Origin of the sequence: Aeromonas rivuli, from assembly GCF_020149575.1 — a bacterium.
Taxonomy (GTDB): Bacteria; Pseudomonadota; Gammaproteobacteria; order Enterobacterales; family Aeromonadaceae; genus Aeromonas; species Aeromonas rivuli.
Genome location: NZ_CP079742.1, coordinates 2955980 through 2981148 on the forward strand (window position 1 = coordinate 2955980; position 25169 = coordinate 2981148).

Annotated in this window: 28 protein-coding genes; 10 read left to right on the top strand and 18 right to left on the bottom strand. The window is 61.7% G+C overall.

Annotated elements, in window-relative coordinates; genetic code table 11:
* The first annotated feature begins 150 nt into the window (after nucleotides 1-150).
* The 8 genes from KYK33_RS13580 (at nucleotide 151) to KYK33_RS13615 (ending at nucleotide 7760) form a co-directional block, all read left to right on the top strand.
* Nucleotides 151-456: a PTS fructose transporter subunit IIB gene (locus KYK33_RS13580; protein ID WP_224430878.1), complete on the top strand. Its 306-nt coding sequence runs from the start codon at nucleotides 151-153 to the stop codon at nucleotides 454-456.
* On the top strand, nucleotides 456-1223 hold the full coding sequence (locus tag KYK33_RS13585) for a PTS sugar transporter subunit IIA (protein ID WP_224430879.1): 768 nt from the start codon (nucleotides 456-458) through the stop codon (nucleotides 1221-1223). The genes KYK33_RS13580 and KYK33_RS13585 overlap by 1 nt, the downstream gene beginning before the upstream one ends.
* Nucleotides 1224-1345: 122 nt before the next feature.
* Nucleotides 1346-2164 (top strand): pseudouridine synthase, encoded by an 819-nt coding sequence (locus KYK33_RS13590; RefSeq protein ID WP_224430880.1) that lies wholly within the window; start codon nucleotides 1346-1348, stop codon nucleotides 2162-2164.
* Between the two features lie 258 nt (nucleotides 2165-2422).
* Nucleotides 2423-2911 (top strand): NUDIX hydrolase, encoded by a 489-nt coding sequence (locus KYK33_RS13595; RefSeq protein WP_224430881.1) that lies wholly within the window; start codon nucleotides 2423-2425, stop codon nucleotides 2909-2911.
* A 166-nt stretch (nucleotides 2912-3077) separates the two neighbouring features.
* Nucleotides 3078-4184 (top strand): tRNA 2-thiouridine(34) synthase MnmA, encoded by a 1107-nt coding sequence (gene mnmA / locus KYK33_RS13600; RefSeq protein ID WP_224430882.1) that lies wholly within the window; start codon nucleotides 3078-3080, stop codon nucleotides 4182-4184.
* Nucleotides 4185-4446: 262 nt separating this feature from the next.
* The gene (gene hflD / locus KYK33_RS13605; protein ID WP_042039499.1) at nucleotides 4447-5058 is read left to right on the top strand and encodes a high frequency lysogenization protein HflD; all 612 of its coding nucleotides are present in this window, start codon (nucleotides 4447-4449) and stop codon (nucleotides 5056-5058) included.
* A 26-nt stretch (nucleotides 5059-5084) separates the two neighbouring features.
* Nucleotides 5085-6455: an adenylosuccinate lyase gene (purB, locus tag KYK33_RS13610; RefSeq protein WP_224430883.1), complete on the top strand. Its 1371-nt coding sequence runs from the start codon at nucleotides 5085-5087 to the stop codon at nucleotides 6453-6455.
* Nucleotides 6456-6617: 162 nt separating this feature from the next.
* A complete protein-coding gene (locus KYK33_RS13615; protein WP_042039497.1) occupies nucleotides 6618-7760 on the top strand; it encodes a ribosomal protein uL16 3-hydroxylase in 1143 nt (380 codons plus the stop codon).
* Nucleotides 7761-7838: 78 nt separating this feature from the next.
* Here KYK33_RS13615 and KYK33_RS13620 read toward each other — a convergent pair whose 3' ends face one another.
* From KYK33_RS13620 to KYK33_RS13640, 5 genes are all read right to left on the bottom strand, one after another.
* On the bottom strand, nucleotides 7839-8360 hold the full coding sequence (locus KYK33_RS13620; RefSeq protein WP_224430884.1) for a GNAT family N-acetyltransferase: 522 nt from the start codon (nucleotides 8358-8360) through the stop codon (nucleotides 7839-7841).
* A 177-nt stretch (nucleotides 8361-8537) separates the two neighbouring features.
* Nucleotides 8538-9506: a GNAT family N-acetyltransferase gene (locus KYK33_RS13625; protein ID WP_224430885.1), complete on the bottom strand. Its 969-nt coding sequence runs from the start codon at nucleotides 9504-9506 to the stop codon at nucleotides 8538-8540.
* A gap of 68 nt (nucleotides 9507-9574) precedes the next feature.
* A complete protein-coding gene (pdxH, locus tag KYK33_RS13630) occupies nucleotides 9575-10213 on the bottom strand; it encodes a pyridoxamine 5'-phosphate oxidase (protein WP_157013822.1) in 639 nt (212 codons plus the stop codon).
* 184 nt (nucleotides 10214-10397) lie between these two features.
* Entirely contained in the window at nucleotides 10398-10757 is a 360-nt protein-coding gene (locus tag KYK33_RS13635; RefSeq protein ID WP_224430886.1) for a hypothetical protein, read from the bottom strand.
* A complete protein-coding gene (locus tag KYK33_RS13640; protein ID WP_396021400.1) occupies nucleotides 10754-12757 on the bottom strand; it encodes a reprolysin-like metallopeptidase in 2004 nt (667 codons plus the stop codon). Before KYK33_RS13640 ends, KYK33_RS13635 begins: the two co-directional genes overlap by 4 nt.
* 227 nt (nucleotides 12758-12984) lie before the next feature.
* On the opposite strand from KYK33_RS13640, the gene KYK33_RS13645 reads away from it, so the two are divergent.
* Complete coding sequence (locus tag KYK33_RS13645) at nucleotides 12985-14196, top strand: RsmB/NOP family class I SAM-dependent RNA methyltransferase (RefSeq protein ID WP_042039493.1); 1212 nt, start codon at nucleotides 12985-12987, stop codon at nucleotides 14194-14196.
* An 81-nt stretch (nucleotides 14197-14277) separates the two neighbouring features.
* Here the strand turns inward: KYK33_RS13645 and KYK33_RS13650 are convergent, their stop codons facing one another.
* The gene (locus tag KYK33_RS13650) at nucleotides 14278-14619 is read right to left on the bottom strand and encodes a Grx4 family monothiol glutaredoxin (RefSeq protein WP_042039492.1); all 342 of its coding nucleotides are present in this window, start codon (nucleotides 14617-14619) and stop codon (nucleotides 14278-14280) included.
* 306 nt (nucleotides 14620-14925) lie between these two features.
* On the opposite strand from KYK33_RS13650, the gene sodB reads away from it, so the two are divergent.
* A complete protein-coding gene (gene sodB, locus KYK33_RS13655) occupies nucleotides 14926-15510 on the top strand; it encodes a superoxide dismutase [Fe] (RefSeq protein WP_042039491.1) in 585 nt (194 codons plus the stop codon).
* Between the two features lie 122 nt (nucleotides 15511-15632).
* On the opposite strand, the gene KYK33_RS13660 is transcribed toward sodB, so the two are convergent.
* From KYK33_RS13660 to KYK33_RS13715, 12 genes are all read right to left on the bottom strand, one after another.
* Nucleotides 15633-16457: an MlaA family lipoprotein gene (locus tag KYK33_RS13660; RefSeq protein ID WP_224430887.1), complete on the bottom strand. Its 825-nt coding sequence runs from the start codon at nucleotides 16455-16457 to the stop codon at nucleotides 15633-15635.
* Between the two features lie 83 nt (nucleotides 16458-16540).
* Nucleotides 16541-17806 (bottom strand): c-type cytochrome biogenesis protein CcmI, encoded by a 1266-nt coding sequence (gene ccmI / locus KYK33_RS13665; protein WP_224430888.1) that lies wholly within the window; start codon nucleotides 17804-17806, stop codon nucleotides 16541-16543.
* A complete protein-coding gene (locus KYK33_RS13670; RefSeq protein WP_224433019.1) occupies nucleotides 17803-18282 on the bottom strand; it encodes a cytochrome c-type biogenesis protein in 480 nt (159 codons plus the stop codon). Before KYK33_RS13670 ends, ccmI begins: the two co-directional genes overlap by 4 nt.
* Complete coding sequence (locus tag KYK33_RS13675) at nucleotides 18282-18812, bottom strand: DsbE family thiol:disulfide interchange protein (RefSeq protein ID WP_042039487.1); 531 nt, start codon at nucleotides 18810-18812, stop codon at nucleotides 18282-18284. The genes KYK33_RS13670 and KYK33_RS13675 overlap by 1 nt, the downstream gene beginning before the upstream one ends.
* Nucleotides 18809-20764 carry a heme lyase CcmF/NrfE family subunit gene (locus KYK33_RS13680; protein ID WP_224430889.1) on the bottom strand — a complete coding sequence of 652 codons (1956 nt, stop codon included), beginning with the start codon at nucleotides 20762-20764 and terminating at the stop codon, nucleotides 18809-18811. Before KYK33_RS13680 ends, KYK33_RS13675 begins: the two co-directional genes overlap by 4 nt.
* A 141-nt stretch (nucleotides 20765-20905) precedes the next feature.
* Nucleotides 20906-21400 carry a cytochrome c maturation protein CcmE gene (ccmE, locus tag KYK33_RS13685; RefSeq protein ID WP_042041241.1) on the bottom strand — a complete coding sequence of 165 codons (495 nt, stop codon included), beginning with the start codon at nucleotides 21398-21400 and terminating at the stop codon, nucleotides 20906-20908.
* A gap of 46 nt (nucleotides 21401-21446) precedes the next feature.
* Complete coding sequence (gene ccmD, locus KYK33_RS13690) at nucleotides 21447-21653, bottom strand: heme exporter protein CcmD (RefSeq protein ID WP_042041240.1); 207 nt, start codon at nucleotides 21651-21653, stop codon at nucleotides 21447-21449.
* Nucleotide 21654: 1 nt separating this feature from the next.
* On the bottom strand, nucleotides 21655-22395 hold the full coding sequence (locus tag KYK33_RS13695) for a heme ABC transporter permease (RefSeq protein WP_042041238.1): 741 nt from the start codon (nucleotides 22393-22395) through the stop codon (nucleotides 21655-21657).
* 228 nt (nucleotides 22396-22623) lie between these two features.
* The gene (ccmB, locus tag KYK33_RS13700) at nucleotides 22624-23292 is read right to left on the bottom strand and encodes a heme exporter protein CcmB (protein WP_042041237.1); all 669 of its coding nucleotides are present in this window, start codon (nucleotides 23290-23292) and stop codon (nucleotides 22624-22626) included.
* Nucleotides 23286-23930, bottom strand: coding sequence for a cytochrome c biogenesis heme-transporting ATPase CcmA (ccmA, locus tag KYK33_RS13705; protein ID WP_224430890.1), 645 nt, complete (start codon nucleotides 23928-23930; stop codon nucleotides 23286-23288). Before ccmA ends, ccmB begins: the two co-directional genes overlap by 7 nt.
* Before the next feature lie 238 nt (nucleotides 23931-24168).
* Nucleotides 24169-24555, bottom strand: coding sequence for a DUF2802 domain-containing protein (locus tag KYK33_RS13710; protein ID WP_224433020.1), 387 nt, complete (start codon nucleotides 24553-24555; stop codon nucleotides 24169-24171).
* Nucleotides 24556-24635: 80 nt separating this feature from the next.
* Nucleotides 24636-25124 (bottom strand): chemotaxis protein CheW, encoded by a 489-nt coding sequence (locus KYK33_RS13715; protein WP_005907442.1) that lies wholly within the window; start codon nucleotides 25122-25124, stop codon nucleotides 24636-24638.
* Nucleotides 25125-25169 lie beyond the last annotated feature (45 nt).

The window sequence follows — 25169 nt, forward strand, 5'->3', positions numbered from 1 at the left end:
ACAACAGAAGCCCCGAACCACAAAGAGGCCCTCCTGGGCCTCTTTGTGTTGTCAGCGGCACACCGCAAGCTAGCCGGGCCTATCTGTCCGTTGGACATTTCGAGGCCAGACGTTATCTTGTCCCGGCGCTACCCATTTTTGCGAGGTCCCATGAAAGTCGTTGCCGTTACCGCCTGTCCCACCGGCATTGCCCACACCTATATGGCCGCCGAAGCGCTGCAAAAGGCGGCCGCCCAGCTCGGGTTGAAGATCAAGGTCGAGACCCAGGGCGCCATGGGGCTGGAAAATATCCTCACCGCCCGGGATATCGCCAGCGCCGATCTGGTGCTGATCGCCTCCGACATCGAGATAGAGCAGAAAGAGCGCTTCCTCGGCTGCCCCCAGCGCCAGGTATCGCTGGAGTCCGTGCTGCTCAATGCGGTCGCCGTGCTCAGCGCCCCGCCCCCCGCGCCCTGATGCTGAGCCGCGAGATCACCCTCTATTGCCGCCATGGCCTGAGCATCAACCAGGCCCGGCAACTGAGCCGCATGGCGGGCCTGTTCAAGTCGCATATCCAATTGAGCAACCTCAGTCGCCGCCAGACCGCCGAGGCCAGCAGCCTGCTCGCCCTGCTCACCTTAGCCACCCAGCCCGGGGATCTCTGCCAGCTGTTGATTGAAGGACTGGATGCCGAACTGGCCCACATGGCGTTCAACTGCTGGTGCGTGGAGCTGGGCAAACCCCTTGGCCGCAGTACGACGGCGCACCTCGCCGAGCAGCGCCTGGCCACCCACCAGCCCGACTACCACTTTGCCTTGCCCCAGGTGGCGAGCCTGTCTGCCCCGCACGCCAAGGCCCAGGTGCTGGCGCAGCTGATAGACCTCCTGCCAGAGAGTCTGGTCAAAGAGAGCCCTGGCCTGCACAGTGAACTCATGGCCCGCGAGCAAGTCAGCGCCACCATCATCCGGGCGGGCATCGCCATGCCCCATGTGCTCAGTGCCGCCGTCCGCCAGCCCGCCCTCGCCATGCTGCACAGCACAGAGCCCGTCGATTGGGGTTCCAGCTTGGGGGCGGTGCACAACATCATCCTGCTCTGCGCCCCCCGGCAGTTGCCCCCCGCCCAGCTCAGACCCCTGACCCGGCTGGCCCGGGCCATGATGGACGAGATCCTGACCCATGCCCTGCTCCACGCCAGCACTCATCAGGCCCGTCACGCCATCGTCATCGAGGGACTGCTGAGCTAGCCCGCCGAAACCAGCCTGCCCGGTTCAGACCTCGCTTCGTGAGTCTCAACGCCTGGGGGACAGATCCCGCCGCCGGGGGCCTGTGATACACTGTGGCCCCGCCATTATTGATGCCAGATGCCATGAAACCGAGCCGCCCTCTCCTCTCGCCACGACCCTCATCCCGCCCGGCCGCCCCGGTGCGCACTCAAACCGGGGGCGCCAACCCGCCCGTGGCGGCGCAGGATCGCACCTTATTGCTGCTCAACAAGCCCTACATGGTGCTGTGCCAGTTCACCGACGAAGGGGGCCGAGAGACCCTCAAGGATTACGTCAAGGAGCCCGGCATCTATGCCGCTGGCCGACTGGACCGCGACAGCGAAGGGCTCTTGCTGCTCACCAATGACGGCAAGTTGCAGGCCCAGCTCACCCAGCCGGGAGAGAAGACTCCCAAGACCTATTGGGTGCAAGTTGAGGGGATGGTGAGTGACGATGCCCTGGCCGCCCTGCGCGCCGGGGTTGAACTCAATGACGGCATGACGCTGCCCGCCGAGGCACGCATCATGGCGGAACCTGAGGTGTGGCCGCGCAATCCGCCGATCCGCGAGCGCCAGGCCATTCCTACCTGCTGGCTGGAGATCAAGATAGTCGAGGGCCGCAACCGTCAGGTGCGGCGCATGACGGCCCACATCGGCCACCCGACCCTGCGCCTCATTCGCTACGCCATCGGTGCCTGGACCCTGGATGGGCTGGCCCCGGGCCAGAGCCGTGCCCTGACCCCCGGCGAGATGCCCTCCCCCGCCCCTCGTCCCCGCGCGCCCAGAGCGGCGCCAACCCGCATGGCCGCGTCGACGCCCGCCAGGGGCCAGCCCCCAGCACGCGCCACCGACAAGGCAAGCACGGGGGCGAGCAGCAAGGGGTCCGGCCGCGCCAGCGCGCGCCGTCCGGCTCGTAAAGCCTGACCTTGTGCTGACCAGGAGCCTGTTGCGGGGAGCGGGATCACCGAGCGTGGTGCTCGCCCCATCACAGGGTCATCCCAGGCAAGCCCAGGGATCGGCCGCCTACCCCTGCCAGCTGGGAGATTCAGTCAAGGCTGCCCCATCACCGCCACCCTGGCGGGCAAAGAGCGGGTGACAAGCCGGGCCGAACCCCCGATTATCTAAGCCAGCTCGAATTGCCCCCTTGCACCTTGCGGTGCCTATCTGCCCAGGAGCCTTGTTATGGATCACGAATATCTGCCCGCCCGCCTGACGGTCGCCGCCCTGGTGCACTGGCAGGGACGCTTCTTGCTGGTCGAGGAGGCGATCCACGGTGAGCGGCGCTTCAATCAGCCCGCCGGTCATCTGGAAGCGGGGGAGACCCTGATTGAGGCGGCCCGGCGCGAGCTCAAAGAGGAGACGGGGCTCGAGGCCGAGCCCAATGCCTGGCTCGGCAACTATCTGTTCAAACCCGCCGACAGCGAGGCCACCTTCCTGCGCACCGCCCTGGTGTTTGACCTTCACAGCGATCCGGGCCAGCATCAGCCCGCCGATCCCGATGGGGACGTGCTCGCCTGCCACTGGTTTACCCTGGCCGAGATAGCCGAGCGCAGAGCCGCCTTGCGCAGCCCCCTGGTCTGGCAATGCATACAGGATTACCTGGCTGGCACCCGGTTGCCCCTGTGCGCCCTGCAAGCTTTCATCCAGGGCAAGTCCCAGACGGGCGTCTGACGAACAACGCCTGCCACGGGAGAGCCAGGCCCGCCCCTGCCGCCAATCCGGGACAAACGATTTCGCCACCCCCCGCTCAACCCGGGATCATGATTTGTATATGTGACCGAGGGCGCGAAATGCTGTTAGAATACGCCCCGTTTAAACGAACTGGTAACGACACTCAATGACAGATAACAGCCAAATCAAGGTGATCGTCGGCATGTCCGGCGGTGTGGACTCTTCCGTCTCGGCCTACCTGCTGCAACAGCAGGGTTACCAGGTCGAAGGCTTGTTCATGAAGAACTGGGAAGAAGACGACACGGACGAGTATTGCTCTGCCTCCCAGGATTTGGCTGATGCCCAGGCAGTCTGCGACAAGCTGGGCATGCACCTGCACACCATCAACTTCGCCGCCGAGTACTGGGACAATGTGTTCGAACATTTCCTCGAGGAGTACAAGGCGGGGCGTACCCCGAACCCGGACATCCTCTGCAACAAGGAGATCAAGTTCAAGGCGTTCCTGGAGTTTGCCGCCGAAGAGCTGGGTGCCACCTACATCGCCACCGGCCACTATGTGCGCCGGGATGACAGCACAGGTCGCCCGCGCCTGCTGCGCGGTCTGGATGCCAACAAGGATCAGAGCTACTTCCTCTACACCCTGAGCGAAGCCCAGGTGGGTCAGAGCCTGTTCCCGGTCGGCAATCTGGAAAAACCCGAGGTGCGCCGCATCGCGGAACAGCTCGAGCTCATCACCGCCAAGAAGAAAGACTCCACCGGCATCTGCTTCATCGGCGAGCGCAAATTCAAGGACTTCCTGGCCAAGTTCCTGCCCGCCCAGCCAGGTCCTATCGAAACCGTGGATGGCAAGGTGATCGGCACCCACCAGGGCTTGATGTATCACACCCTGGGTCAGCGTAAAGGATTGGGCATTGGCGGCATGAAGGATGCCGGGGAAGATGCCTGGTATGTGGTCGACAAAGAGGTCGAGCGCAACACCCTGATCGTTGCCCAGGGGGATCACCCCCGCCTCTATTCGGATGGCCTCATAGCCAGCCAGCTGCACTGGGTGGATCGTACCCCCATTCGTGCGCCGCTGCGCTGCACCGTCAAGACCCGCTACCGCCAGCAGGATATCCCCTGCCTCATCCAGCCCATGGATGACGAGACCATTCGGGTCATCTTCGACGAGAAACAGGCTGCGGTGACCCCGGGCCAGTCGGCGGTCTTCTACGACGGAGAGAATTGCCTGGGCGGCGGCATCATCGAGCAGCGTTTCAACCATTCGGTGTGAATGAATCACGAGGGCCGCGCACATGCACGGCCCTCGTCAGTAACCTGGCACTGTGCTGCAGTCAGCCGGTGCGCACGAACAGATCAAGACCGTGACCATATGCACAATACATTTCAAGGCAGGATCATGGTCTGCGGCGGCATCAACCGGTGAATAAACAAAACAGGGCCGTGACCATATGAAGGGTACATGTCAAGACAGAACCAGGTCAGGGTCTGCGGCGGCATCAGCCGGTGAATGAACAAAACAGGGCCGTGAATGTATGAGCGATAAATTTCAAGACAGAACCATGGCCTTTGCCGGCATCTGCCAGGCGGCCTATCTGGTGCAGAAAGTGGCCCGTGACGGCAGCTGCGACGAGGCCGCCCTGCGCGAGAGCCTGCAAAGCGTGCTGGTCACCAATCCCAAGCAGCCCCTGGAAGTGTTTGGCAGCCACCTCGCCATTCGCGATGGCTACCGCGCCCTGGTCGAGCAACTCGGCGCCGATGGCAGCCAGAAGAATGCCGAGCTGACCCGCTATGTGGTCAGCCTGATCGCCCTGGAGCGCAAGCTGGCCAAGCGCAAAGATATCCTCAGCATGCTGGGGGAGCGCATCAGCCAGATTGGTCGCCAGCAACAGCATTTCGATCTGCTCGACGAGCAGATCCTGGCCAACATGGCGAGCATCTACAGCGATCTCATCAGCCCGATAGGGCCCCGTATCCAGGTCGCTGGTACGCCGCTGTTCCTGCAACAGCCGCTGGTACAACACAAGGTGCGCGCCCTGCTGCTCGCCGGCATCCGCGCCGCCGTACTCTGGCGCCAGCTTGGCGGCAGCCGTACCCAGATCATCTTCGCTCGCAAGAAGATGGTGGAACTGGCCAAACGATTTTAATCCCCCACACATCAGGAGTTCACCCCATGGAGTTGTCAGCGCTGACTGCTGTATCCCCGATCGATGGTCGCTACGGTGACAAGGCCGCCGCCTTGCGCCCTATCTTCTCCGAATTCGGTCTGCTGCGTTTTCGCGTCGAGGTAGAGGTGCGCTGGTTGCAGAAACTGGCCAGCCACGCCGGGATCCCGGAAGTCCCGACCCTGAGTGCCCAGGCCAATGCCGCGCTCGATGCCATCGTCCACGGCTTTAGCGAGGCGGATGCGGCTCGCATCAAAGCCATTGAGCGCACCACCAACCATGATGTGAAGGCCGTTGAGTACTTCCTCAAGGAGAAGGTGGAAGTGAACCCTGAGCTGGCGGCTGTCAGCGAATTCATTCACTTCGCCTGCACCTCGGAAGACATCAACAACAACTCCCACGGCCTGATGCTCAAGGCCGCCCGCGAAGAGGTGATCAAACCCTATTGCGAGCAGTTGATCAGTGAAATCAAGCGTCTGGCCCATGAGTATCGCGACATGCCGCTGCTGTCACGTACCCACGGTCAACCGGCAACCCCGAGCACCATGGGCAAGGAGATGGCCAACGTCGCCTATCGCCTGGAGCGTCAGTACCAGCAGATCATGGCGGTCGAACTGCTCGGCAAGATCAACGGTGCGGTCGGTAACTACAACGCCCACATATCTGCCTATCCGGAAGTGAACTGGCACCAGTTCGCCGAGGAGTTCGTCACCTCTCTCGGTCTGTCCTGGAACCCCTATACCACCCAGATCGAGCCCCACGACTACATCGCCGAGCTGTTCGATGCCATGGCCCGCTTCAACACCATCCTCATCGATTTCGACCGGGATGTGTGGGGTTACATCTCCCTGGGTCACTTCAAGCAGCGCACCATCGCCGGCGAGATTGGCTCCTCCACCATGCCCCACAAGGTCAACCCCATCGACTTCGAGAACTCCGAAGGCAACCTGGGTCTGGCCAATGCGGTATTCCAGCACCTGGCGAGCAAACTGCCCATCTCCCGCTGGCAGCGAGATCTCACCGATTCGACCGTGCTGCGCAACCTCGGCGTGGCGGTGGGTTACTCCCTGATTGCCTATCAGGCGACCCTGAAGGGCATCTCCAAGCTGGAAGCCAACGCCGCCGCCATGGCTGCCGATCTGGATGCCAACTGGGAAGTGCTGGCCGAGCCCATCCAGACCGTGATGCGCCGCTACGGCATCGAGAAGCCCTACGAGAAGCTCAAAGAGTTGACCCGTGGCCGCCGCGTCGATGCCGAGGGCATGCGCACCTTTATCGACACCCTGGCACTGCCCGAGCACGTCAAGGTGGAGCTCAAGAAGCTGACCCCGGCCAACTATATTGGCGCCGCCAAGCAGCTGGTTGATGAGCTGAAGTAAGTACCCGCTTGCCAACAGGGGCCCGCCGGGCCCCTGTTGTTTTGGCATGGCATTGCGCACTGGCAACACCGTCATGCAACGCCGGGCGGATGTCCCGATAAGCGCAGCCGCTGCCCTTATCAAGACCTCTGTCTGACCACTTTTATTAGGTATGAGAAGCCCATGTACGAACTCAATCTGGATATCGCTCACTTCCTCGAACATCATTGGCAAAAGCGCCCCCTGCTTATCAAGGGCGGCTTCACGCAGTTTCAGGATCCCATCAGCCCCGATGAACTGGCCGGGCTGGCCATGGAGAAAGAGATAGAGTCGCGCCTGGTCACCTGCAAAGATGACCAGTGGACCGCCGAGCACGGCCCCTTCGAAGATTACGATCAGCTGGGCGAACGTGACTGGACCCTGCTTATCCAGGCCTGCAACCATTGGGCTCCCGAGGTCCATGAACTGGCGGTGCCCTTCCAGTTCATCCCGGGCTGGCGTTTCGACGACGTCATGGTGAGTTTCTCCACCCCGGGGGGCGGCGTCGGTCCCCACATCGATCAGTACGATGTCTTCATCACCCAGGGGGTCGGCAAGCGCCACTGGCGGGTGGGAGATGCCCAGCAGATCACCGAGTACGCCGCGCACCGCGCCCTGCGTCACTGCGGGCCCTTCGAGGCGATCATCGATGTGGAGATGGAACCCGGCGATATCCTCTATATTCCGCCCGGATTCCCCCATGAGGGCTACGCCATCGAGCCCTCCATGAACTTCTCGGTGGGGTTCCGCGCCCCGGATGCCCGGGATCTGCTCACCTCTTTTGCCGATCACCTGATCGACAACGAGATCCGCACCGAGCGCTATGCCGACCCGGATCTCAAACCCTGCCGCCACCATGGCGAGATCCAGCAGCACGAGCTGCACCGCCTGCGCGAGCTTATGCAACAAGCGTTGGATGACGAGACCCTGTTCAAGGAGTGGTTCGGCGCCACCATCTCCGAGGCCAAGCACGATCTGGATGTCATGCCTCTGCCTCAGGACGACGCCCCGGATTACAGCAGCGATGAGGTGGCCGATCTGCTGACCCAGGGCCAGCCAGCGGTGCGAGTGCCTGGTCTGCGCTGCGTCTGGTTTAGCGACGACAACCAGACCTGCTACATCGATGGCGAGGCCTGGACCCTGGGCGAACCCGATGGCGCCGCCCTCAAGCTGCTGTGCGATCGCGATCTGGTGACCCAGTCCGACATGGTGGATCTCGCGGATCAGGCCGGCTTCCTGCACCTGTTCACCCGCCTGGTCAATCGCGGTTACTGGTTCTTCGACTGAGCCGCGAACCGAACAGACAAAAAAGGCGCCTGATGGCGCCTTTTTGATGGGGTACTGTGGCTGACTGCTCGCCGGGCATCACTCTTCGTCAGCACTCTCTTCGGGGATCTCGTCGAACAAGGGGTGGTAGAGCACCTCTCCTTGCAGATTGGTCAGGCCACCCGCCTGCAGCTCCATGGCCATGAAGTGCTCGCTTGGCACCTCATAGCAGCAGTGCAGACCGAATTCACTGGCGGGACGAAACCCGAAACGAGCGTAGTAGGCGGGATCGCCCAGCACCACCACTGCCTTCCAGTCCATCTCCAGCGCCGTATCCAGCCCCTCGCGGATCAGCTCCGAGCCGATGCCCTGTCCCTGCCAGTCCGGGTGCACGGCAACCGGTGCCAGGCCAAGCCAGGGCCCTTCCAGACCATTGATGGTCACCGGGCTGAGCAGCAGGTGGCCCATGAATTCATAGTCCTCCTCTTCCACCTGGGTCACCACGGCAGCGCCGCATTCACGCAGGCGGTTGACCAGTTCGGCCTCATCGGTGCGGCCAAAGGCGGCACTCACCAACTCATAGACGGGTAACATGTCGCCGGGGCGCTCGGTTCTCAGCATTAAGACAGACTCCTGATACAACTTGCCGCCATTATTCCACAGAAATCCCGCCGGGCCGGAACACCTTTGACCAGAAATGGGAGCTTTCCCCCAGGAAAACGTGACAGAGCCCGCCCCATCCCTGGGGCTCATCCCGCCTCTCCCCCTGCCCGAACACAGCCTCAAGGGGCACCAGGATTATCTCCCCCGGACACCGCGCCCCAAGCGCCAGTGCCGCACGACGCAATCGGGGCGCTCGACCAGAGGCGCCATCCCCAGATCGCTCATGCCCAGTTTGGCCATCACCCGGCCAGAGGCCAGGTTGCCCGCCATGTGGCAGCCGTTGATCTCGGGTAAGTGAGCGCTCGCAAAGGCAAAGTCTCGTACCAGTATCGCCGCCCTGGTCGCGATGCCGAGCCCTTGCCAGGGCACACCGACCCACCAGGCCAGGGAGCCCTGGCAACTCAGGGACACAGTGCCCACAGGCGCAGCCTCCGTTTCCCCCTCCAGCCAGATGGCCCAGCTCCATGCCTGCCCCAGCCCTTGCTTGCGCCCGCAAAGCTGGAGCCAATCGCTGGCAGCCCCCTCGGGATAGGGGTGGGGAATATTGAGGGTATAACGGGCAATGGCCGCATCCTGGCAGTAAGCCGCTATCCAGGATGCATCCCTCGCCACCAGAGGACGCAGGCAGATGGCGCCGGCTAGCCGCGCCCCTCGCCGGGACTGAGATGCCTCTTCTGGAGAGAGAGCCGGCTCTCGCAGCCAGGGCAGCGTCAGGCGCCTTGCCAGCAAGCGTGTCAAGGCGGGGCCCAGCCCCTGAGTAAGAGACAGGGAGTGATCTGCACCACTGGGCCCCAGGGTCAGCAAGCCCTGCTCCTTGGCCAGTACCAGCAAGGCCGAGGAGGCGCTCAGCAAGATCTGCCGGTCTTTGGCCCCACTCGCACGCGCTGGCCCCCCCGCAGGCGCCAGCCAGTCAGCCAGCAGCGCGGACGCATCGAGCCGCCCATCCGGGCGGAATGCACTCTCCTGCTCCCAGGCGCCACCGCAGCATGCATTGTTATCTCCTCGCCGCCCCAGCAACCACCAGCTGTGCCCGGCGCGCTGCCAGGCGCTCACGTCAGGGAGCCAGTGAGCCTGGAGCAGATCCCTGTCGATCAGCAGGCCCATGGCACCCGGTCTCTCCACCTGAGCAGACCAGGCCCCTGAGTCATCAAAGGGGTGAGTGATCACTGCTGTCAGGGGGCCAATCTGTCTATCTGCCAACGCTCACCTGCTCGCTGATAGAGGAAGCGATCGTGCAGCCGGTGCTCCCCCCCCTGCCAGAACTCGACGCTGTCGATCACCACCCGGTAGCCGCCCCAGAAGCTGGGCAGCGGCACCTCGCCATTGGCGAATTTCTGCTTCAACTCCATGAACTTGGACTCCAGCACGCCACGGGCACTGATACGGGAAGACTGCTGCGAGACCCAGGCCGCAATCTGGCTATCCTTGGGTCTGCTGTGGAAATAGCGCATCACCTCCAAGGTGCTCAGCTTCTCTACGCGCCCTGTGACATGCACCTGGCGGTCCAGCATATGCCAGGGGAAGAGCAGGCTGATGCAGGGGTTGCCCGCCAGTTGCAGCGCCTTGCGGCTGCCCATGTTGGTGTAGAACAGCATGCCTGCCGCATCATAGTGTTTGAGCAGCACGGTGCGCTGCCAGGGCTGGCCGCTGGCATCGACGGTGGCAACCACCATGGCGGTGGGATCCGACAGCTTGGCTTCGCAGGCCTGCCCCAGCCACTTCTCGAACAGCGCCAGGGGCTCGACAGGCAAATCGGCTCTGTGCAGGCCACCCTTGCTGTATTCACGGCGCAGATCAGCAACATCCATCATCTTGTTTTTCCTTCTTTATTTTCCCATGACTGCGCAAGACGCCAAGGCTCTGTACCTGCCTCGGGGCTGTCATGTCCTGGTTGGCATTGTGCGACTAGCCCGGCCTTGCGACAAGCCTCAACTGCGAAGGGAGGCCATAGCCCCCCTCCCTTTTTCCCATCTGCATCCTGCGAGGCCTGGCGCGCTATCTTGCTCCCTCATCCCGTGGGCAGTGCGCCACTATCTGGCGATTATATGCTGCGGCAAAGTCAGTCAACGCCTGCTGTTGTGCCTCCTCCCCAGGCCTCACCAGATCCCCCAGCCCCTCCAGATAACGCATGCCACAGCGCCCCTTGACCGCCCCCTGCTGCTCGGCCGCAATGCCCGGCGCCATCTGGCCACGACCAGCCCGGATGATCACCCGGTGATCGCCGCGAGCCAGATGCTCACTGAGGGCCTGCGCCACGCCAGGGATCTCAACGGCGGCCCTGGTGCCGGCCTGGGGGCTGGCATCGGCCTGGCAGCCAGCCAGCAGCAAGAGTCCCAGAGCCAACAAGGCCCTCATCTGTCACCCCGACGTCGCATGGCACCACCCAGCGCGAGCAACAACAAACTCCAGAGGCTCAGGCTGCCGCCACCGCCGCCTCCGCTGGAGTCATCAGTGGGCACTGTTGGTGTCGGACTGACCGTGCCTATGGTGCTGCCACTGCCGGTCAGGCTCAATCTGGGACTCAGGGCGAAGAAGATATTGCCATTGCAACTCAGCTTCAGTCGCCCCTGGCTGGTGACGGGCAGGGTCGGCAGCGTCAGGGAGGCGTTGCCACTGTTCGGGATGGCGCTGGCAAGCGGACTCCAGGCATGGCCATCATTGGCGCTCAAGGCCACATCGACCCTGGCACAAGAGATGGGAGCCGCCTGGCTGCCCGCCACCTGCCAGCGAATGGCCAGCGCTTGTCCCTCGCTCAGGGTGCCACTCAATGGGGAGGTCAGTGTGAAAGGGGATCCCGTATCGACCACCTGTACCTGCATCTCGTCACTGCCCACCCCGCCCTTGCCATCCCGGGCCGTCAGGCGAAAATTCAGGGTGCGGTTGGTGGTCGGCCACGCCTCTCCCTTGGCGAGGGTGCCACTTTGCAATGCACTCAGGCTGGGTAACAGTCGCTGACTCGAGGTGCCGGGCGCCACAAAGGGGAAGATGGGCCTGCTGCCATCATCGACCATGGTCGCCAGACTGATGGAGGCGGCGCCGCGATCGAGCTGCTCCCAGTTGTAACTCAGGCTGTCGCCATCGAGATCCGACCCCCCCCCATTGAGCAAGAAAGGGGTATTGGCCGGGATCACATAGTCATTGCCCGCCGCGACCTGAGGCGCATTGTTGCTGAGCGCCTCCCGGATGCCGCAACTCTGGTAGAACCCTATGTGCTCGCGCATCTGCTCGATGGACTTGCTGTGGAAATACGGCAGGCTGCCATCTTGCAGATCCTCCTCGCCGCACAAACCGGCGTAGCCCATGATGGAGCTGCCGCTGCCGGGCTCCCAGGCCTGCGCTGCGATACGACTGCCGCTGCCGCAGTCCCCGCTGGTGCCATTGAAGGTGTGATCGGCCCCCAGCTGATGGCCGAGTTCATGGGCCACGTAATCGATGAAGAAGGCATCCCCCACCGGAGCACTCGAGCCGGTCATCCCCTGGGATTTCAGATTGGCGACGCACAGGCTGCCCAGCATGGCCAGGCCCCCTCCCCCGGTGTTGAGCACGTGACCTATATCAAAGGGGGTCGCCCCAAGGGCCGTCGCCTGCACGCTCTGATTCTTGGCCATGTCACTGCTGTCGTTGCTGAACGGGTCAGTGGCGGGGTCGGTGTAGATGACGAGATCGTTGTTGGCGACCAATTGGAAGTTCACGCCGAGATCCCGCTGATAGACCTCGTTGACCCGGTTGAGCAGGGTGGCGATGGCTGCCAGTGCACCGGCCTTGGTCCCCGTGTGATACTGGGTGTACTCGCCCGACGCCGAGATGGCGATGACATAGCGCCGACGCTCGTTGCCACTCACCAGCACGGCCCGGGCGGCGGCGAGGGGCTGACCCAGCACCTCGTCAGCCTGCTGCTCGAGGGGACTCAGGGCATCGCGCTGGTCGTAGACCACATAACCCAGCCCATTCCTCAGGGGATCGACGAAGATGAGCCGACCCTGATAGTGAAACATGCCGTGAAAACCCAGGGGCCCCAGCTCGAAACGGCCGGTATCCCGCTCATCCTGCAGGCTCTGGCCGCTGAAAGTGAGGATCCCTGGATACTTGGCCGCCAAAGCGGCAGGCAACAGATCGTTGAGCGTCAATATGAAACCAACCTCTCCCCCCTCGGGCAGAGGCAGCACCAGGGTGCGCGCACCATCGGCCAGTGCCGTCAGCTGCGCACTGGCATCATCGACCTGGCGAAAGGCCCGCGCCCGCACCGCTAGCCCAGCCTCTTCCTGACCCCTGGCGGCCAGGGTGCGCCAGTGTGGTGCGGGTTCTGCCTGAACCTGACTGGCCATCAGCGGGATCAATAGCAGGAGTGTTCGCATCGACATCATCTGGATATCCTTATCGTCCGGGCCACTCAGGGCCATCATGGCTTGCTACGCGAATGAGTATGGTGACCTCTCGGTGTGTTGACCGCCCCTGTCCCCATCAATTACGGGATCATGGCCGTTTATGGCGTCACCAGCAAGGGAAAGCGCGAGCGCTGCGGTTGCGCCAATCTGGTCTAACCCCTATCATTGCGCGGATTTCATCGGCCAAGGTTAATCTCATGCTCAAATCCCCACTGTTACCCCGTTTCGGGGATCTGGTTGATGCCATTCTTGACGACGTACTGACGCAGGGTCTCACTCTGGACCGTGCCTACGCCCGTCATTTTTCCGGCATCGAACTCAAACCCCAAGAACAGGCAAGGATTGCCCTGGTCACCGGCGATCTGCTGCGTCGCCTCAGCCTCTACTGCAACCTGTCCGGCATTCAAGTGCGTCAAGCCGCCAAGAACGTCTGGCCGCTGCTGCACAGCTGGCATGCGTTCCACAAGATTGATATGCCCAACCACCCCAGCTTGGATCGCTTCAACGAAGAAGCGTTTCGTCGCCGTCTGACCGAAGCCAAGAAAAACCCTGTGCTGATGGATGGCTGCCCCAGCTGGCTGGAAAAACTCGGTGCCGAGCAACTTGGCGACGCCTGGCCTGCCGAACGGGCCGCCCTGGCCTGGATGCCCAAGCGCTACCTGCGCGTCAACAGCCTCAAGTGCACCAAGGCGCAGCTGCAAGCCCAACTCAACAAAGAGCATGTGAGCACCATCCCCGTTGAGGGTGTCGACAGCGCCCTGCAGGTCACCTCCGACTCAGCCCTGTTCCGCACCAAGGCCTTTGCCGATGGCTGGTTCGAACAGCAGGATGCCGGCTCCCAGCTGGTTGCGGCCGCCCTCGACGTCAAACCGGGCATGAAGGTGATCGATGCCTGCGCCGGTGCCGGTGGCAAGACGCTGCACATCTCCGCCCTGATGGAGGGCAAGGGCCGCCTGCTCGCCATGGACGTGGAAGAGTGGAAGCTGGAAAACCTCAAGCAGCGTGCCCGCCGCGCCGGTGCCCACAACGTGGAGACCCGCGTCATCACCAGCAGCAAGACAGTCAAACGCCTCAAAGAGAGCGCAGACCGTGTGCTGCTGGACGTACCCTGCTCGGGCCTGGGCGTACTCAAGCGCAATCCGGATGCCAAGTGGCGCGACACCGCCGAGCGTCTGCCGATCCTGATGGCACTGCAAGAAGAGATATTGCAGCGCTACAGCCAGATGACCAAGATAGGTGGCATCCTGGTCTATGCAACCTGCTCCATACTGCCCTCCGAGAACCGTCAGCAGATAGACAAGTTCCTGGCCGCCAACGAGCACTTCCGCCTGTTGGACGATCATAATGTCAGCCCGAGCCAGACCGGCTTCGATGGCTTCTATATGGCTCGTCTGGAGCGTATTTCCTAAAGGGAAATGCAGGGCATCATTGCCCATGAAAGAGGGGAGCCAATGGCTCCCCTCTTTGTATTTCGCAACCGGTAACAGCGCTTATTCTGCGGCGTCTTCCGACTTGTACTTGGCGGCGGTCTCTTTGACCAGGGTCTGCAGTTCCCCTGCCTGGAACATCTCAATCATGATGTCGCAGCCACCGACCAGCTCACCATCGACCCACAGCTGGGGGAAGGTCGGCCAGTTGGCAAACTTGGGCAGCTCGGCGCGGATGTCCGGGTTCTGCAAGATGTCCACATAAGCGAAGGGTTCGCCACAAGACATCATGGCCTGGGAGGCCTGGGCAGAGAAACCGCAGCTCGGAAGCTTGGGGGATCCCTTCATGTAGAGAATGATGGGGTTCTCGGCCAGCTGCTGTTTAATCTTTTCAATAGTTTCCATAGGTGCCTCACTAGAGCGATTTCGCCGATCATTCTACTGCAAAGTCAGCCGACCACAAACCGGCAAACCGAAAACGCGTCATTTACACCCGACTCAATACGCGGCAACTTGATCCCAGTCATGGCGAGAATCAAGAGTTGTGAGCCCATCTTTGATGCTGTTACAATCATTCGGCCCATTGGGCGCCCGTCCGGCAACCTCAGGACGTTCGCCCAGTCACGTAAAATAATGCTTTTCGCCCAAGAAAAGCCTATGCAATGTCTTGCAACCGTCGCTTTCGCACGGCCAGCCAATGGAGAGTAGAAAATGGCTTTCGAACTTCCCGCTCTGCCCTACGCAATCAATGCTCTGGAACCGCACATCTCCCAGGAAACCCTGGAATATCACCACGGCAAGCACCACAACACCTATGTGGTCAACTTGAACAACCTGGTGCCGGGTACCGAGTTTGAAGGCAAGTCCCTGGAAGAGATCATCAAGACCTCCACCGGCGGCATCTTCAACAACGCCGCCCAGATCTGGAACCACACCTTCTACTGGCACTGCCTCTCCCCGAATGGCGGCAATGAGCCGACTGGCGCCCTGGCCGATGCCATCACCAAGCAATTCGGCTCCTTCGCCGAGTTCAAGGATGCCTTCACCAAGTCTGCCATCGGCAACTTCGGTTCTAGCTGGACCTGGTTGGTGAAAAAAGCCGACGGCACCCTGGCCATCGTCAACACCTCCAACGCCGGTTGCCCGCTGACCGAAGCCGGTACCACGCCGCTGCTGACCGTCGACCTGTGGGAGCACGCCTACTACATCGATTTCCGCAACATGCGTCCCAAGTACATGGAAACCTTCTGGACCCTGGTCAACTGGGAATTCGTGGCCAAGAATCTGGCTGCCTAATCCGCCGCGTCTTGCCAAAACACCCCGCACTGCGGGGTGTTTTTTTATCCGCGCTGGCCAAGCGATCAAAATGAGAGAGGCGCCCATGGGCGCCTCTCTCATGTCATGCGGATGTGTATCTGTTACTGGTCTATCTCGTCCAGATACTCATCCAGATTACCCTCGTCCTGACGGCCGGTCTGGGGTCTGGCCCCATCGCCGAACGGCACATTGCGCCCCTCTATCTTGCTCTGATCGTACTGCAGGTAGAGACCCTTGGTGAAGGCATAGGGGTCGAGGGAGTTATCGACCACCCGCTCCTGATCGACAAGCTTGGATCGGGTACCGACCCCATCCAGCGCCCAGTGCACCACCTTCATCGGGAAGGTCAGCAGCGCATAGGGGAAGTAGAGGGTATCTATGGTGTCGCCAATCAGATCCCGGGTGGTGGTTGGCCCATACACGGGGAACATCAAGTAACCTCCTTCGCCAATGTCGGCACGGCCGATGAGGGTGCTCATCTCCAGCATGTTGCGCTCCAGCCCCATATGCTTGGCCACGTCGAAGATGCCGAACAGACCCAGGGTGGTATTGAGGGTGAATCGACCCAGATTGTTGCCGGCACCAGGCAGATCGCCGCTGATCAGGTGGTTGACCATGCTGCTCGGCTCGTCGAAGTTGTTGACGAAGTTGTCTACCCCCTCCTTGACGCTGTCCGGCACATAATCGGCATAGCTGTGAATGACGGGGCGGGCGACATAGGGTTCGAGCACATCGAAGTTGACCGCCCACATGGCGCGGTTCACCCCCTGGAAGGGATCCTGGGGATCGCTGGCGGTACTGACCGCCTCGGGGGCATTGTGATTACTGAGCCCGACATCCAGACTCGCGGGTCCCGGTTTGGGTGGGCCGCCAGCACAACCACCGAGTAGCAATGCCAGTCCCCATGCACCTAAACGCACTTGCATACTGATTTACCTTGAGAAAGTCACTTGAACTGTTTGATTATTATAAGCGGCTCGGCCCCAGAGGGGCCGAGTAAAGATGACTATTAGAGGGCGCGATCGATACGGATGTCAATCGGCACTGTCGGAATTGTCGCTGTTGATACCGTTGTCGATACCCCTTCGAAGGCCCCCTCCTTGTTCATGACGTTGCCACCGGCAGAGAGCCTCGCCTTGAATTGCAGCTCGGGGTTCACTTCAAGCTTGCTGCCCTCGATCATCGCGTCCCCATCACCGAGAGAGAGGGTGACGGGCAACTTGGGATCCCGGATCCGCTTGACCGCGATCGGCATTGGCGGGCCATTGGGGACCACGGCAAACACGAAGAGGTGAGGATCATCTGGCATCTGAATACCTGGCGCCAGGGTGATGTGAATGGGGAACTCACCCGCCTTCACCGCCAGGCTAACGTCCCCTTGCGGGTCGCCACTGGCCACACTCGGAGCAAACTGGCCACCACTCTTGGCCAGTTGCTGCTCCGCGTACTCGATGGAGCGCTCTATCATCTGGTAGCGGCTCGACCCCTTCTCCATCAATGGCAACATCGCCTGCCAACGGCTGAGGGCCGTCTTGAAGTCCTCTTTTTGCAGCGCCATGAAGGCATAGGTGGAGCGCGCCTCCAGATCCTGGGGATCCCTGGCGATGGCCTGCTGAAGCAGCGCGTCGGCTTTCACCTCATCACCGTTCATCATCAGCGCCTGGGCATAGGGTACCGTCACCAGGCGTTTTTCCGGCGCCATCTGGTAGGCCCGCTCGAGGGAGCCGAGCGCCGTGTCCGGATCGTTGCCATCCAGCGCCAGACGGCCGAGCAGCAGCCAGCCACGGTAATCACCCGGCTCCTCGGCCAAGCGGGTACGCAGTCCCAGCATGAACTCCTGCAGATCCTGCTCGGTCACATCGCTATCACGCTCAACCAAAATCTTGTTGCTGAGTTCAGGCAGGCGCGCATTGACCGACTGCCAATGCATCACCTCTTGCCAGGCGCCCAGCTTGGCATAGAGCGCCAGGCTCACCACCACCAAGACCAGCACCCCCGGGATCCAGACCAGGCTGCGACCAGCACTGGCGGTCTGTTCGACATCAGGAATATCATCCAGCAGGCTACGTTGTAGCTCCACCAGAGACTCCTGCTCCTCGGCCAGGATGCCCTGATCACGCTCCTCCCCTATCTCCACGACCCGTTGGCGATAGAGCTGCTTGTTGAGCGCCGAGCGACTGATGGTTTGACGGCTCTCACCACGCAGCAACGGCAGAGCCAGGGTCAGGCTCACCAGCGCCAGCAAGGCGACGATGACAATCCAGAATGCGATCATTGTTTCTCTTCCTCTTTGAGCAGGGCAGCAAGACGGCGACTCTCCTCATCGTTCAATCCCGGCTGGAGTGCAGGCTCACTCCTTGGCCGCTTGCGGGCACGGGCCACCACGACACAGAAACCTATCACTATCACCCCGAATGGCCCCAGCCAGAGGATCAGGGTGGAGGCCATCATCGGCGGGTCGTAGAGAATGAAGTTGCCATAGCGCGCCACCATGTAATCGATGATCTCCTGCTTCTCCTTGCCCTGATGCACCATCTGGTAGGTCTTGTCACGCAAGTCCTTGGCAAGGCCGGCATTGGAGTCGGCAATGTCCTGGTTCTGACACTTGGGACAGCGCAGTTCGCGGGTCAGCTCACGAAAGGTCTGCTCCTGGGCATCGGAGTCAAAGCTGTAGACGTCGATGGCAGCCAATGCCGACCAGGAAGCGCTCAATGCCAGGGTCAGCAAGAGGGCAGAGAGAGAGCGGCGCATCATTTCATCGCCTCATAGATGGGCTTGAGGGTGGATTCCCACACCTGGGCGTTGACGTCCCCCACGTGGCGATAACGGATGATGCCCTGGGAGTCGATGAAGAAGGTCTCGGGCGCGCCATAGACGCCGAGATCCAGACCCAGCATGCCGTCGGGATCGTAGAGGCTGACCTGATAGGGATCGCCCAGCTCATCCAGCCACTTGAGGGCCTTGTCACGCTCGTCCTTGTAGTTCATGCCGACTATGGTCACCCCCTGCCCCGCCAGCTCCTTGAGGTAGGTGTGCTCGGCGTAGCAGGTCGGGCACCAGGTCGCCCAGACGTTGAGCAGCATGGGCCGTCCCTTGAACAGGCTGCTGTCATGCTGTTTGTTGAGATCGTGCAAGTCTTGCAGGGTAAAGACGGGCACCTCCTTGCCGACCATCACGGATTCCAGCTTGCGCGGGTCGGAATAGAGCCCCTTGAACAGGAACACAGCCCCCAGCAGGAAGATGATGAAGGGCAGCAGAAACAACCAGGTCTTCTTGCTCATGGTTTGGCCTCCTCTTCACGACGGCCAAAGCGATAACGCTTGTCCAGCATGGCGAGCACGCCACCGATGGCCATGAAGACGCCACCGAACCAGATCCAGCGCACGAACGGCTTGTAATAGATGCGCACGGCCCAGGCGCCATTATCGAGCGGCTCGCCCAGCGCCGCATAGAGATCCCGGGTGAAGCCGGCATCGATGGCGGCTTCCGTCATCGGCATGCGGCTGACGATGTAGTTGCGCTTCTCCGGCTTGAGCAGGGCGACCTGCTTGCCGTCACGATGCACCTCAAGCACTCCCTTGAAGCCTTCGTAGTTGGGGCCGTTCTTCTCCTTGATGCCGGTGAAGACAAATTCGTAGTCGGCGAAATGCACCCTGTCGCCGGCCTGCATCCGCAAGTCCTTCTCGATGCTGTAGTTCTGGGTACAGGCGATGCCGATGATGCTGACCGCCAGCCCCACATGACCGAAGATCATGGCCCAGTGGCTGTTGCCAAGCCGGCGAACGCCGACACCGAAGCTGTGCTTGTGGGTGGCACGCACCCAGGTCTCCTGGATGCTGGTGATGATGATCCAGGCGCCAAGACCTATGCCAAGGGCCGCCCAGGGTTTGAACTCCTCGGCAAAGAACCAGGGCAGCAGCAGGGCGGCAGCCAGGCTCAATGCCAGGGCGAGGATCACCTTGCCCTTGAGCTCGCCCACCGCCTGGCGGCGCCAGCGGAACAGCGGGCCGACCCCCAGCAGGGCGGCGAAGGGGATGATGAGCCAGCTGTAGATATGGTTGAAGAAGGGAGTACCGATGGAGATGCTCCCCAGGCCCAGCTCCTTGTGCACCAGGGGCAGCAGGGTACCGAGCAGCACGGTCAGCAATCCTGCCATCAGCAGTATGTTGTTGCCAAGCAGCAGGGTCTCGCGACTCCAGAACTCATGCTTGCCATGGCTCTTCACCTGGGAGCCCTTGAAGGCAAACAGCAGCAGGGAGCTGCCGATCACCGCCAGCAGGAAGCCGAGAATGAAGAGGCCGCGGGTCGGATCCGAGGCGAACGCATGCACCGAGACCAGCACGCCGGAGCGCACCAGGAAGGTACCGAGCAGACTCAAAGAGAAGGCCGACAGCGCCAGCAGCACTGTCCAGGCCTTGAAGGTGGCGCGCTTCTCGCTGACCGCGAGCGAATGCAGCAGGGCAGTGCCCGCCAGCCAGGGCATGAAGGAGGCATTTTCCACCGGATCCCAGAACCACCAGCCACCCCAGCCGAGTTCGTAATAGGCCCACCAGGAGCCCAACACGATACCGAGCGTCAGGAAGACCCAGGCAGCCATGGTCCAGGGACGGGACCAGCGCGCCCAGGTGGCGTCCAGACGCCCGGTCATCAGGGAGGCGATGGCAAAGGCAAAGGCCACCGAGAAGCCCACATAGCCCATGTAGAGCATGGGAGGATGGAAGATGAGACCCGGATCTTGCAACAGGGGGTTGAGATCGCGGCCATCCACCGGGAAGAACGGCAGGGTGCGGGTGAAAGGATCCGAGGTGAACAGCACGAAGGCGGTGAAGCCGACGGCGATCAGGCCCAGCACCCCCAGCACCCGCGCCACCGCATCGAGCGGCAGGCTACGGCTGAACAGGGCCACGGCCGCCGTCCAGCCTCCCAGGGTCAGCACCCAGAGCAGCAAGGAGCCCTCATGGGCGCCCCACACCGCCGATATCCGGTACTGCAGCGGCAACAGGCTGTTGGAGTTGGTCGCCACATATTGCACCGTGAAGTCGTTGTCGATAAAGGCCCAGGTCAGGCAGAGGAACGACAGCAACAGCAGCAGGAACTGGGCATAGGCCAGCGGGCGGGCGGCTTGCATCATGCCAATCCGCCCCCACTTGGCGCCGAGCAGCGGGTAGCTGCCGAGCAGCAAGGAGGTGGCAAAAGCCAGGATCAGGGCGAACTGACCAAGTTCCGGGATCATAATGGGCATCCTTTCATCGCAGCGCAGTCAGTCATCAGGCCAGTGGTTAAGGTAAAACGACCAGGTTCCGGGATCATAGTTGGCATCCTTTCAGAATCGAAGAGCGGGCGGCAAGGGGCGAGAGATCACTCAGGCAGCCCATCATGGCTTGCCCCCCTGAAGCTGCGCCTCTGTGTAATCCGGTTTGTAGTGCTTCATCCCCTTGAGGGCGTCGGCCACTTCCGGCGGCATATAGTTCTCATCGTGCTTGGCGAGCACCTCGAAGGCGGTCACGGTGCGGGCATCCTTGAGGTTGCCCTGAGCCACTATGCCCTGCCCCTCTCGAAACAGATCCGGCAGTATGCCGTCATAGGTGACAGTGACCCGCTCGCCGCTGGCATCGATCAGATCGAAATTAACCAGCAGGCTATGACTGTCACGCTTGACCGAACCCGGCACCACCATGCCGCCGATGCGAAGGCGTTGGCCCTCCTCGGGCTTGATCTTGTCCGGGCCCTTGCCCAGCACCAGCTCACCCGGGGTGTAGAAGAGATCGATATTCTGACTGAGGGCATAGAGCACCAGGCCAATCACGGCGGCAACCCCTGTGCTGATGGCCAATATGATGGTCAGACGCTTCTTGCGGCGCGGGTTCATAACAGAGTCTCCATCGAGAGAGTGCCGGATGAGGGAACGAGAGGGATCACAGGGTGTTCTCCATCTGTTGGGCCGCCAGGCGGCGCGACTCGCGGGCCTGCTTGTTGCGCAGATCGCGAAGCAGGCTGCGGCGTTTGAGGCGGGTGCTCACTATGATACCGACCAGACAGAGCCAGGAGAGACCAAACGACAGCCACACATAAAAGCCGTACCCTCCCATGGCCAGAAAATCGCCCAAAGACGAGAAGTGCATGTTATCTCTCCTGCTCGGCCAGGGCCTTGACCCAGGGTCTGTGCCACTCGCGCATGATCAGCTCATTGCGAAAACGCATCAGGGTAAGGGCGCCGAGGAAGGTGGCGAAGGCCACTATCATCACCAGCAGCGGCCACAGCATGCTGGGGGCAATGGAGGGCTTGGCAAACTTGGTGATGCTGGCCCCCTGATGCAGGGTGTTCCACCACTCCACCGAGTAGTGAATGATGGGCAGATTGATGACGCCGACCAGGGCCAGGATACCGGCGGCGCGACCGGCCACCACCTTGTCGCTGAAGGCGTTGTAGAGGGCGATGACCCCGAGATAGAGGAACAAGAGAATAAGTTCCGAGGTGAGACGGGCATCCCATACCCACCAGGCCCCCCACATCGGCTTGCCCCAGGCGGCGCCGGTAAAGAGGGCGATAAAGGTGAACACGGCGCCTACCGGGGCGATGGCGGCCACCGTCATGTCGGCCATGCGCAGTTGCCACACCATGCCGATGAAGGCGGCGATGGCCATGGTGGAGTAAGCCCCCATGGAGAGGATGGCGGCGGGCACGTGGAGATAGATGATCCGGAAGGAGTCACCCTGCTGATAGTCGGCGGGGGCGAAGGCCAGCCCCCAGACGGTGCCTATGATGAAGGCGAGCAGACTGATCACCGCAAACCAGGGCAATAACCGACCGGCCAGCCGATAGGCTTGCTCCGGTTTGGCATAGGGATGCAACCATTTCCACATAGCTCACAAAACCTTTCTGTTATTAATATCGTTGGCGCCGCCTACCTTACTCACTGCCTCCGGCGTGCAAATACCCCGAAAGAAATAAGCGGCGCTCTCCTTGATCCATCGCAACCTATTTGCCAACAAATGACAACGGCGAACCAAGCGAGCGGGCGCAGTATGCCCAGCTAATGCTAACCCAGAGTGAACGAAGTCAGCAGCGGAGTAATTATTCAATGAAATCCGTCAGTTCACACTCACCCTCAGGGACGCCGAGACCGCGAACGGCGTCATGATCAGGGCACCTACCAGCATGGCCCCCAGCATGGCAAGCTGGCCGCTGTAGGGCAGACCCAAGCCAGCCGCCTCTATGGCCGAGGTGGCGAAGATCAGCACCGGGATATAGAGCGGCAGAATAAGCAGGCTGAGCAGCACGCCGCCCTTGCGCAGGGCCACGGTCAGTGCCACCCCGACGGCGCCTAGCAGGCTGAGAATGGGGGTGCCAAGGGCCAGGGTCGCCGCCATGGCGAGCCAGGTATGGATGTCCAGGGAGAGCAGCACCGCAATGAGCGGCGAGATGAGCAGCAGCGGCAAACCGGTCAGCAACCAATGCGCCGTCACCTTGGCCAGGGCCAACAACCCGAGGGGATGGGGCATCAACATCATCTGCTCCAGGGCGCCATCGGCAAAATCATCCCGAAACAGCCGCTCAAGGGAGAGCATGGCCGCCAGCAGCGCCGCCACCCAGATGATACCGGGGGCGATGCGGGCCAACAGCTGGGGCTCGGGGCCTATGCCCAGCGGGAACAGGGTGATGACGATGAGGAAGAACCAGAGCGGGTTGAGAATATCGGCCCGCTGGCGAAAGGCCATCAGCAGCTCACGATGGATCAGGGTCAGCACGGCGCTCAGCATGGAACCTCCAAGGGGCCTGGTGCGAGGGAAAGCGTCTTGAGTCGGCCCTGCATCAGGCTCATCTCCTGATGGGTGGTGAGGATCACCATGCCACCCCGCTCCCCATGGCGCAGCATCAGCTGTTCCAGCACCTTGACCCCCTGCTTGTCGATGGCCGTAAAGGGTTCGTCAAGCACCCACAATGCGGGCTTGTCGCAGAGCCAGAGCCGGGCCAGGGCGACACGCCGCTGCTGCCCCGCCGAGAGCTGGGCACTGGGATAATCCTCAAAACCGGCCAGGCCAACCTGGGCCAGGATCTGCCAGGGATCGACCTTTGCGGCACTGCCTTGATGCAGTTTTTGATAGAAGCTGAGATTCTCGAGGGGAGTCAGCCCCCCCTTGACGCCCGGCTGATGGCCGAGATACAGCAGGTTGGCATGATATTCATCGCGGCAGTGACAGATGTTTTCACCCTGCCAGCGCACCTCACCGGCAAAGGGCTGGGAGAGCCCGGTGATCAGGCGCAGCAAGCTGGTCTTGCCCACCCCGTTGGGGCCCTCGATCTGGAGCAGATCGCCGGGGGAGACGGAGAAGGAGAGATGCTCAAACAGGGTGCGATCTTCACGCACGCAGCTCAGATTGTGAACGTCAAGCAGCATGGGGACGGGTTCAGATGAAAAGTAGCGGCCTGCATCTTAACACAGTATTGGAATGGGTCTTTTCAAAGATAGAAACCGGGCACCGGTTTTGTGGGGGAGATCCCGCCGACGCCTGCGTCGCAGGCCGGGGTTACGCCAGGAGGGCAACTCGCTCACGGGGATCTGGAGTCGGAGTGGCGAGCCTCTGCCTCAGGGCAGGCAAGATAAGACAACGGGAAGGCCGCAGCCTTCCCGTGGGTCATGAGCGACCCTTGCGCAGCGAGATCAACAACTCGGCTTCGGCCTTGGGCAACTCACACTCGTTCATCACCTCGTCCAGGTCGGCACCCAGCTCCACCATCTTGGCGGCGCGGCTGTAGAGCCTGCGATCCGGATCCTGCAGGGTCAGCTCCTGCTGGCGATCGCCCAGCTGCTGGGCCTGGGCCTCAACCCCTTGCAGGCGCTGGCCCATGCCGATGGCACCGGTGTGCAGCTCCATCATCTGCTTGCGCAGGCTCTCGAGCTGGCCTTGCAGGGCCGTCGCCTTCGCCTCGGACTCCTGCCCGGCGCGCCGAGCCTGGCGCCATCCGGCCAGGGCAACAGCCAACGCCAGCAGGGACAACCCCAAGGCAATCGCTTCAAGTATCAATTCATCTTCCTCATCTGCTCACGCCGGGCCAACGCCCAAGGAGCGGCGACAACCGGCATCATCCATTGGCCGCAGCCTTAGAGGGAGCCGATATCGTCCCACTCTTCGTCTGACAGCAACTTGTTGAGATCGACCAGGATCAGCAGTTGGCCATCGCGATTGCTGACCCCCTGAATGAACTTGGCGCTCTCCTCGGTTCCCACGGCAGGTGCCGCGTCTATCTCGGAGGAACGAAGGTAAACCACCTCGGCCACGCTGTCGACCATGATGCCGATCACCTGCTTCTCCGCCTCTATGATGACGATGCGGGAATTCTCGCTCACTTCACCACCGGGCAGACCGAAACGGGAGCGGGTGTCGATGACGGTGACCACGTTGCCACGCAGGTTGATGATGCCGAGCACGTAGTCAGGGGCACCGGGCACAGGGGCAATCTCGGTGTAGCGCAACACCTCCTGCACCTGCATCACATTGATGCCATAAGTCTCGTTTTCGAGCTGGAAGGTGACCCATTGCAGCACTTCGTCTTCCGCCAGATTCTGGGCAATATTGCGCTTTTGTGTCATGTCTTGTTCCTTGTATGAAAACATCTCGTTCCGGCCAAAGCCGGG

Excerpts from the sequence above, each read along its gene's own strand:
- KYK33_RS13580 (WP_224430878.1), top strand. The coding sequence starts at position 151 with ATGAAAGTCGTTGCCGTTACCGCCTGTCCCACCGGCATTGCCCACACC.
- KYK33_RS13585 (WP_224430879.1), top strand. The coding sequence starts at position 456 with ATGCTGAGCCGCGAGATCACCCTCTATTGCCGCCATGGCCTGAGCATC.
- KYK33_RS13590 (WP_224430880.1), top strand. The coding sequence starts at position 1,346 with ATGAAACCGAGCCGCCCTCTCCTCTCGCCACGACCCTCATCCCGCCCG.
- KYK33_RS13595 (WP_224430881.1), top strand. The coding sequence starts at position 2,423 with ATGGATCACGAATATCTGCCCGCCCGCCTGACGGTCGCCGCCCTGGTG.
- mnmA (WP_224430882.1), top strand. The coding sequence starts at position 3,078 with ATGACAGATAACAGCCAAATCAAGGTGATCGTCGGCATGTCCGGCGGT.
- hflD (WP_042039499.1), top strand. The coding sequence starts at position 4,447 with ATGAGCGATAAATTTCAAGACAGAACCATGGCCTTTGCCGGCATCTGC.
- purB (WP_224430883.1), top strand. The coding sequence starts at position 5,085 with ATGGAGTTGTCAGCGCTGACTGCTGTATCCCCGATCGATGGTCGCTAC.
- KYK33_RS13615 (WP_042039497.1), top strand. The coding sequence starts at position 6,618 with ATGTACGAACTCAATCTGGATATCGCTCACTTCCTCGAACATCATTGG.
- KYK33_RS13620 (WP_224430884.1), bottom strand. The coding sequence starts at position 8,360 with ATGCTGAGAACCGAGCGCCCCGGCGACATGTTACCCGTCTATGAGTTG.
- KYK33_RS13625 (WP_224430885.1), bottom strand. The coding sequence starts at position 9,506 with ATGGGCCTGCTGATCGACAGGGATCTGCTCCAGGCTCACTGGCTCCCT.
- pdxH (WP_157013822.1), bottom strand. The coding sequence starts at position 10,213 with ATGATGGATGTTGCTGATCTGCGCCGTGAATACAGCAAGGGTGGCCTG.
- KYK33_RS13635 (WP_224430886.1), bottom strand. The coding sequence starts at position 10,757 with ATGAGGGCCTTGTTGGCTCTGGGACTCTTGCTGCTGGCTGGCTGCCAG.
- KYK33_RS13640 (WP_396021400.1), bottom strand. The coding sequence starts at position 12,757 with ATGCGAACACTCCTGCTATTGATCCCGCTGATGGCCAGTCAGGTTCAG.
- KYK33_RS13645 (WP_042039493.1), top strand. The coding sequence starts at position 12,985 with ATGCTCAAATCCCCACTGTTACCCCGTTTCGGGGATCTGGTTGATGCC.
- KYK33_RS13650 (WP_042039492.1), bottom strand. The coding sequence starts at position 14,619 with ATGGAAACTATTGAAAAGATTAAACAGCAGCTGGCCGAGAACCCCATC.
- sodB (WP_042039491.1), top strand. The coding sequence starts at position 14,926 with ATGGCTTTCGAACTTCCCGCTCTGCCCTACGCAATCAATGCTCTGGAA.
- KYK33_RS13660 (WP_224430887.1), bottom strand. The coding sequence starts at position 16,457 with ATGCAAGTGCGTTTAGGTGCATGGGGACTGGCATTGCTACTCGGTGGT.
- ccmI (WP_224430888.1), bottom strand. The coding sequence starts at position 17,806 with ATGATCGCATTCTGGATTGTCATCGTCGCCTTGCTGGCGCTGGTGAGC.
- KYK33_RS13670 (WP_224433019.1), bottom strand. The coding sequence starts at position 18,282 with ATGCGCCGCTCTCTCTCTGCCCTCTTGCTGACCCTGGCATTGAGCGCT.
- KYK33_RS13675 (WP_042039487.1), bottom strand. The coding sequence starts at position 18,812 with ATGAGCAAGAAGACCTGGTTGTTTCTGCTGCCCTTCATCATCTTCCTG.
- KYK33_RS13680 (WP_224430889.1), bottom strand. The coding sequence starts at position 20,764 with ATGATCCCGGAACTTGGTCAGTTCGCCCTGATCCTGGCTTTTGCCACC.
- ccmE (WP_042041241.1), bottom strand. The coding sequence starts at position 21,400 with ATGAACCCGCGCCGCAAGAAGCGTCTGACCATCATATTGGCCATCAGC.
- ccmD (WP_042041240.1), bottom strand. The coding sequence starts at position 21,653 with ATGCACTTCTCGTCTTTGGGCGATTTTCTGGCCATGGGAGGGTACGGC.
- KYK33_RS13695 (WP_042041238.1), bottom strand. The coding sequence starts at position 22,395 with ATGTGGAAATGGTTGCATCCCTATGCCAAACCGGAGCAAGCCTATCGG.
- ccmB (WP_042041237.1), bottom strand. The coding sequence starts at position 23,292 with ATGCTGAGCGCCGTGCTGACCCTGATCCATCGTGAGCTGCTGATGGCC.
- ccmA (WP_224430890.1), bottom strand. The coding sequence starts at position 23,930 with ATGCTGCTTGACGTTCACAATCTGAGCTGCGTGCGTGAAGATCGCACC.
- KYK33_RS13715 (WP_005907442.1), bottom strand. The coding sequence starts at position 25,124 with ATGACACAAAAGCGCAATATTGCCCAGAATCTGGCGGAAGACGAAGTG.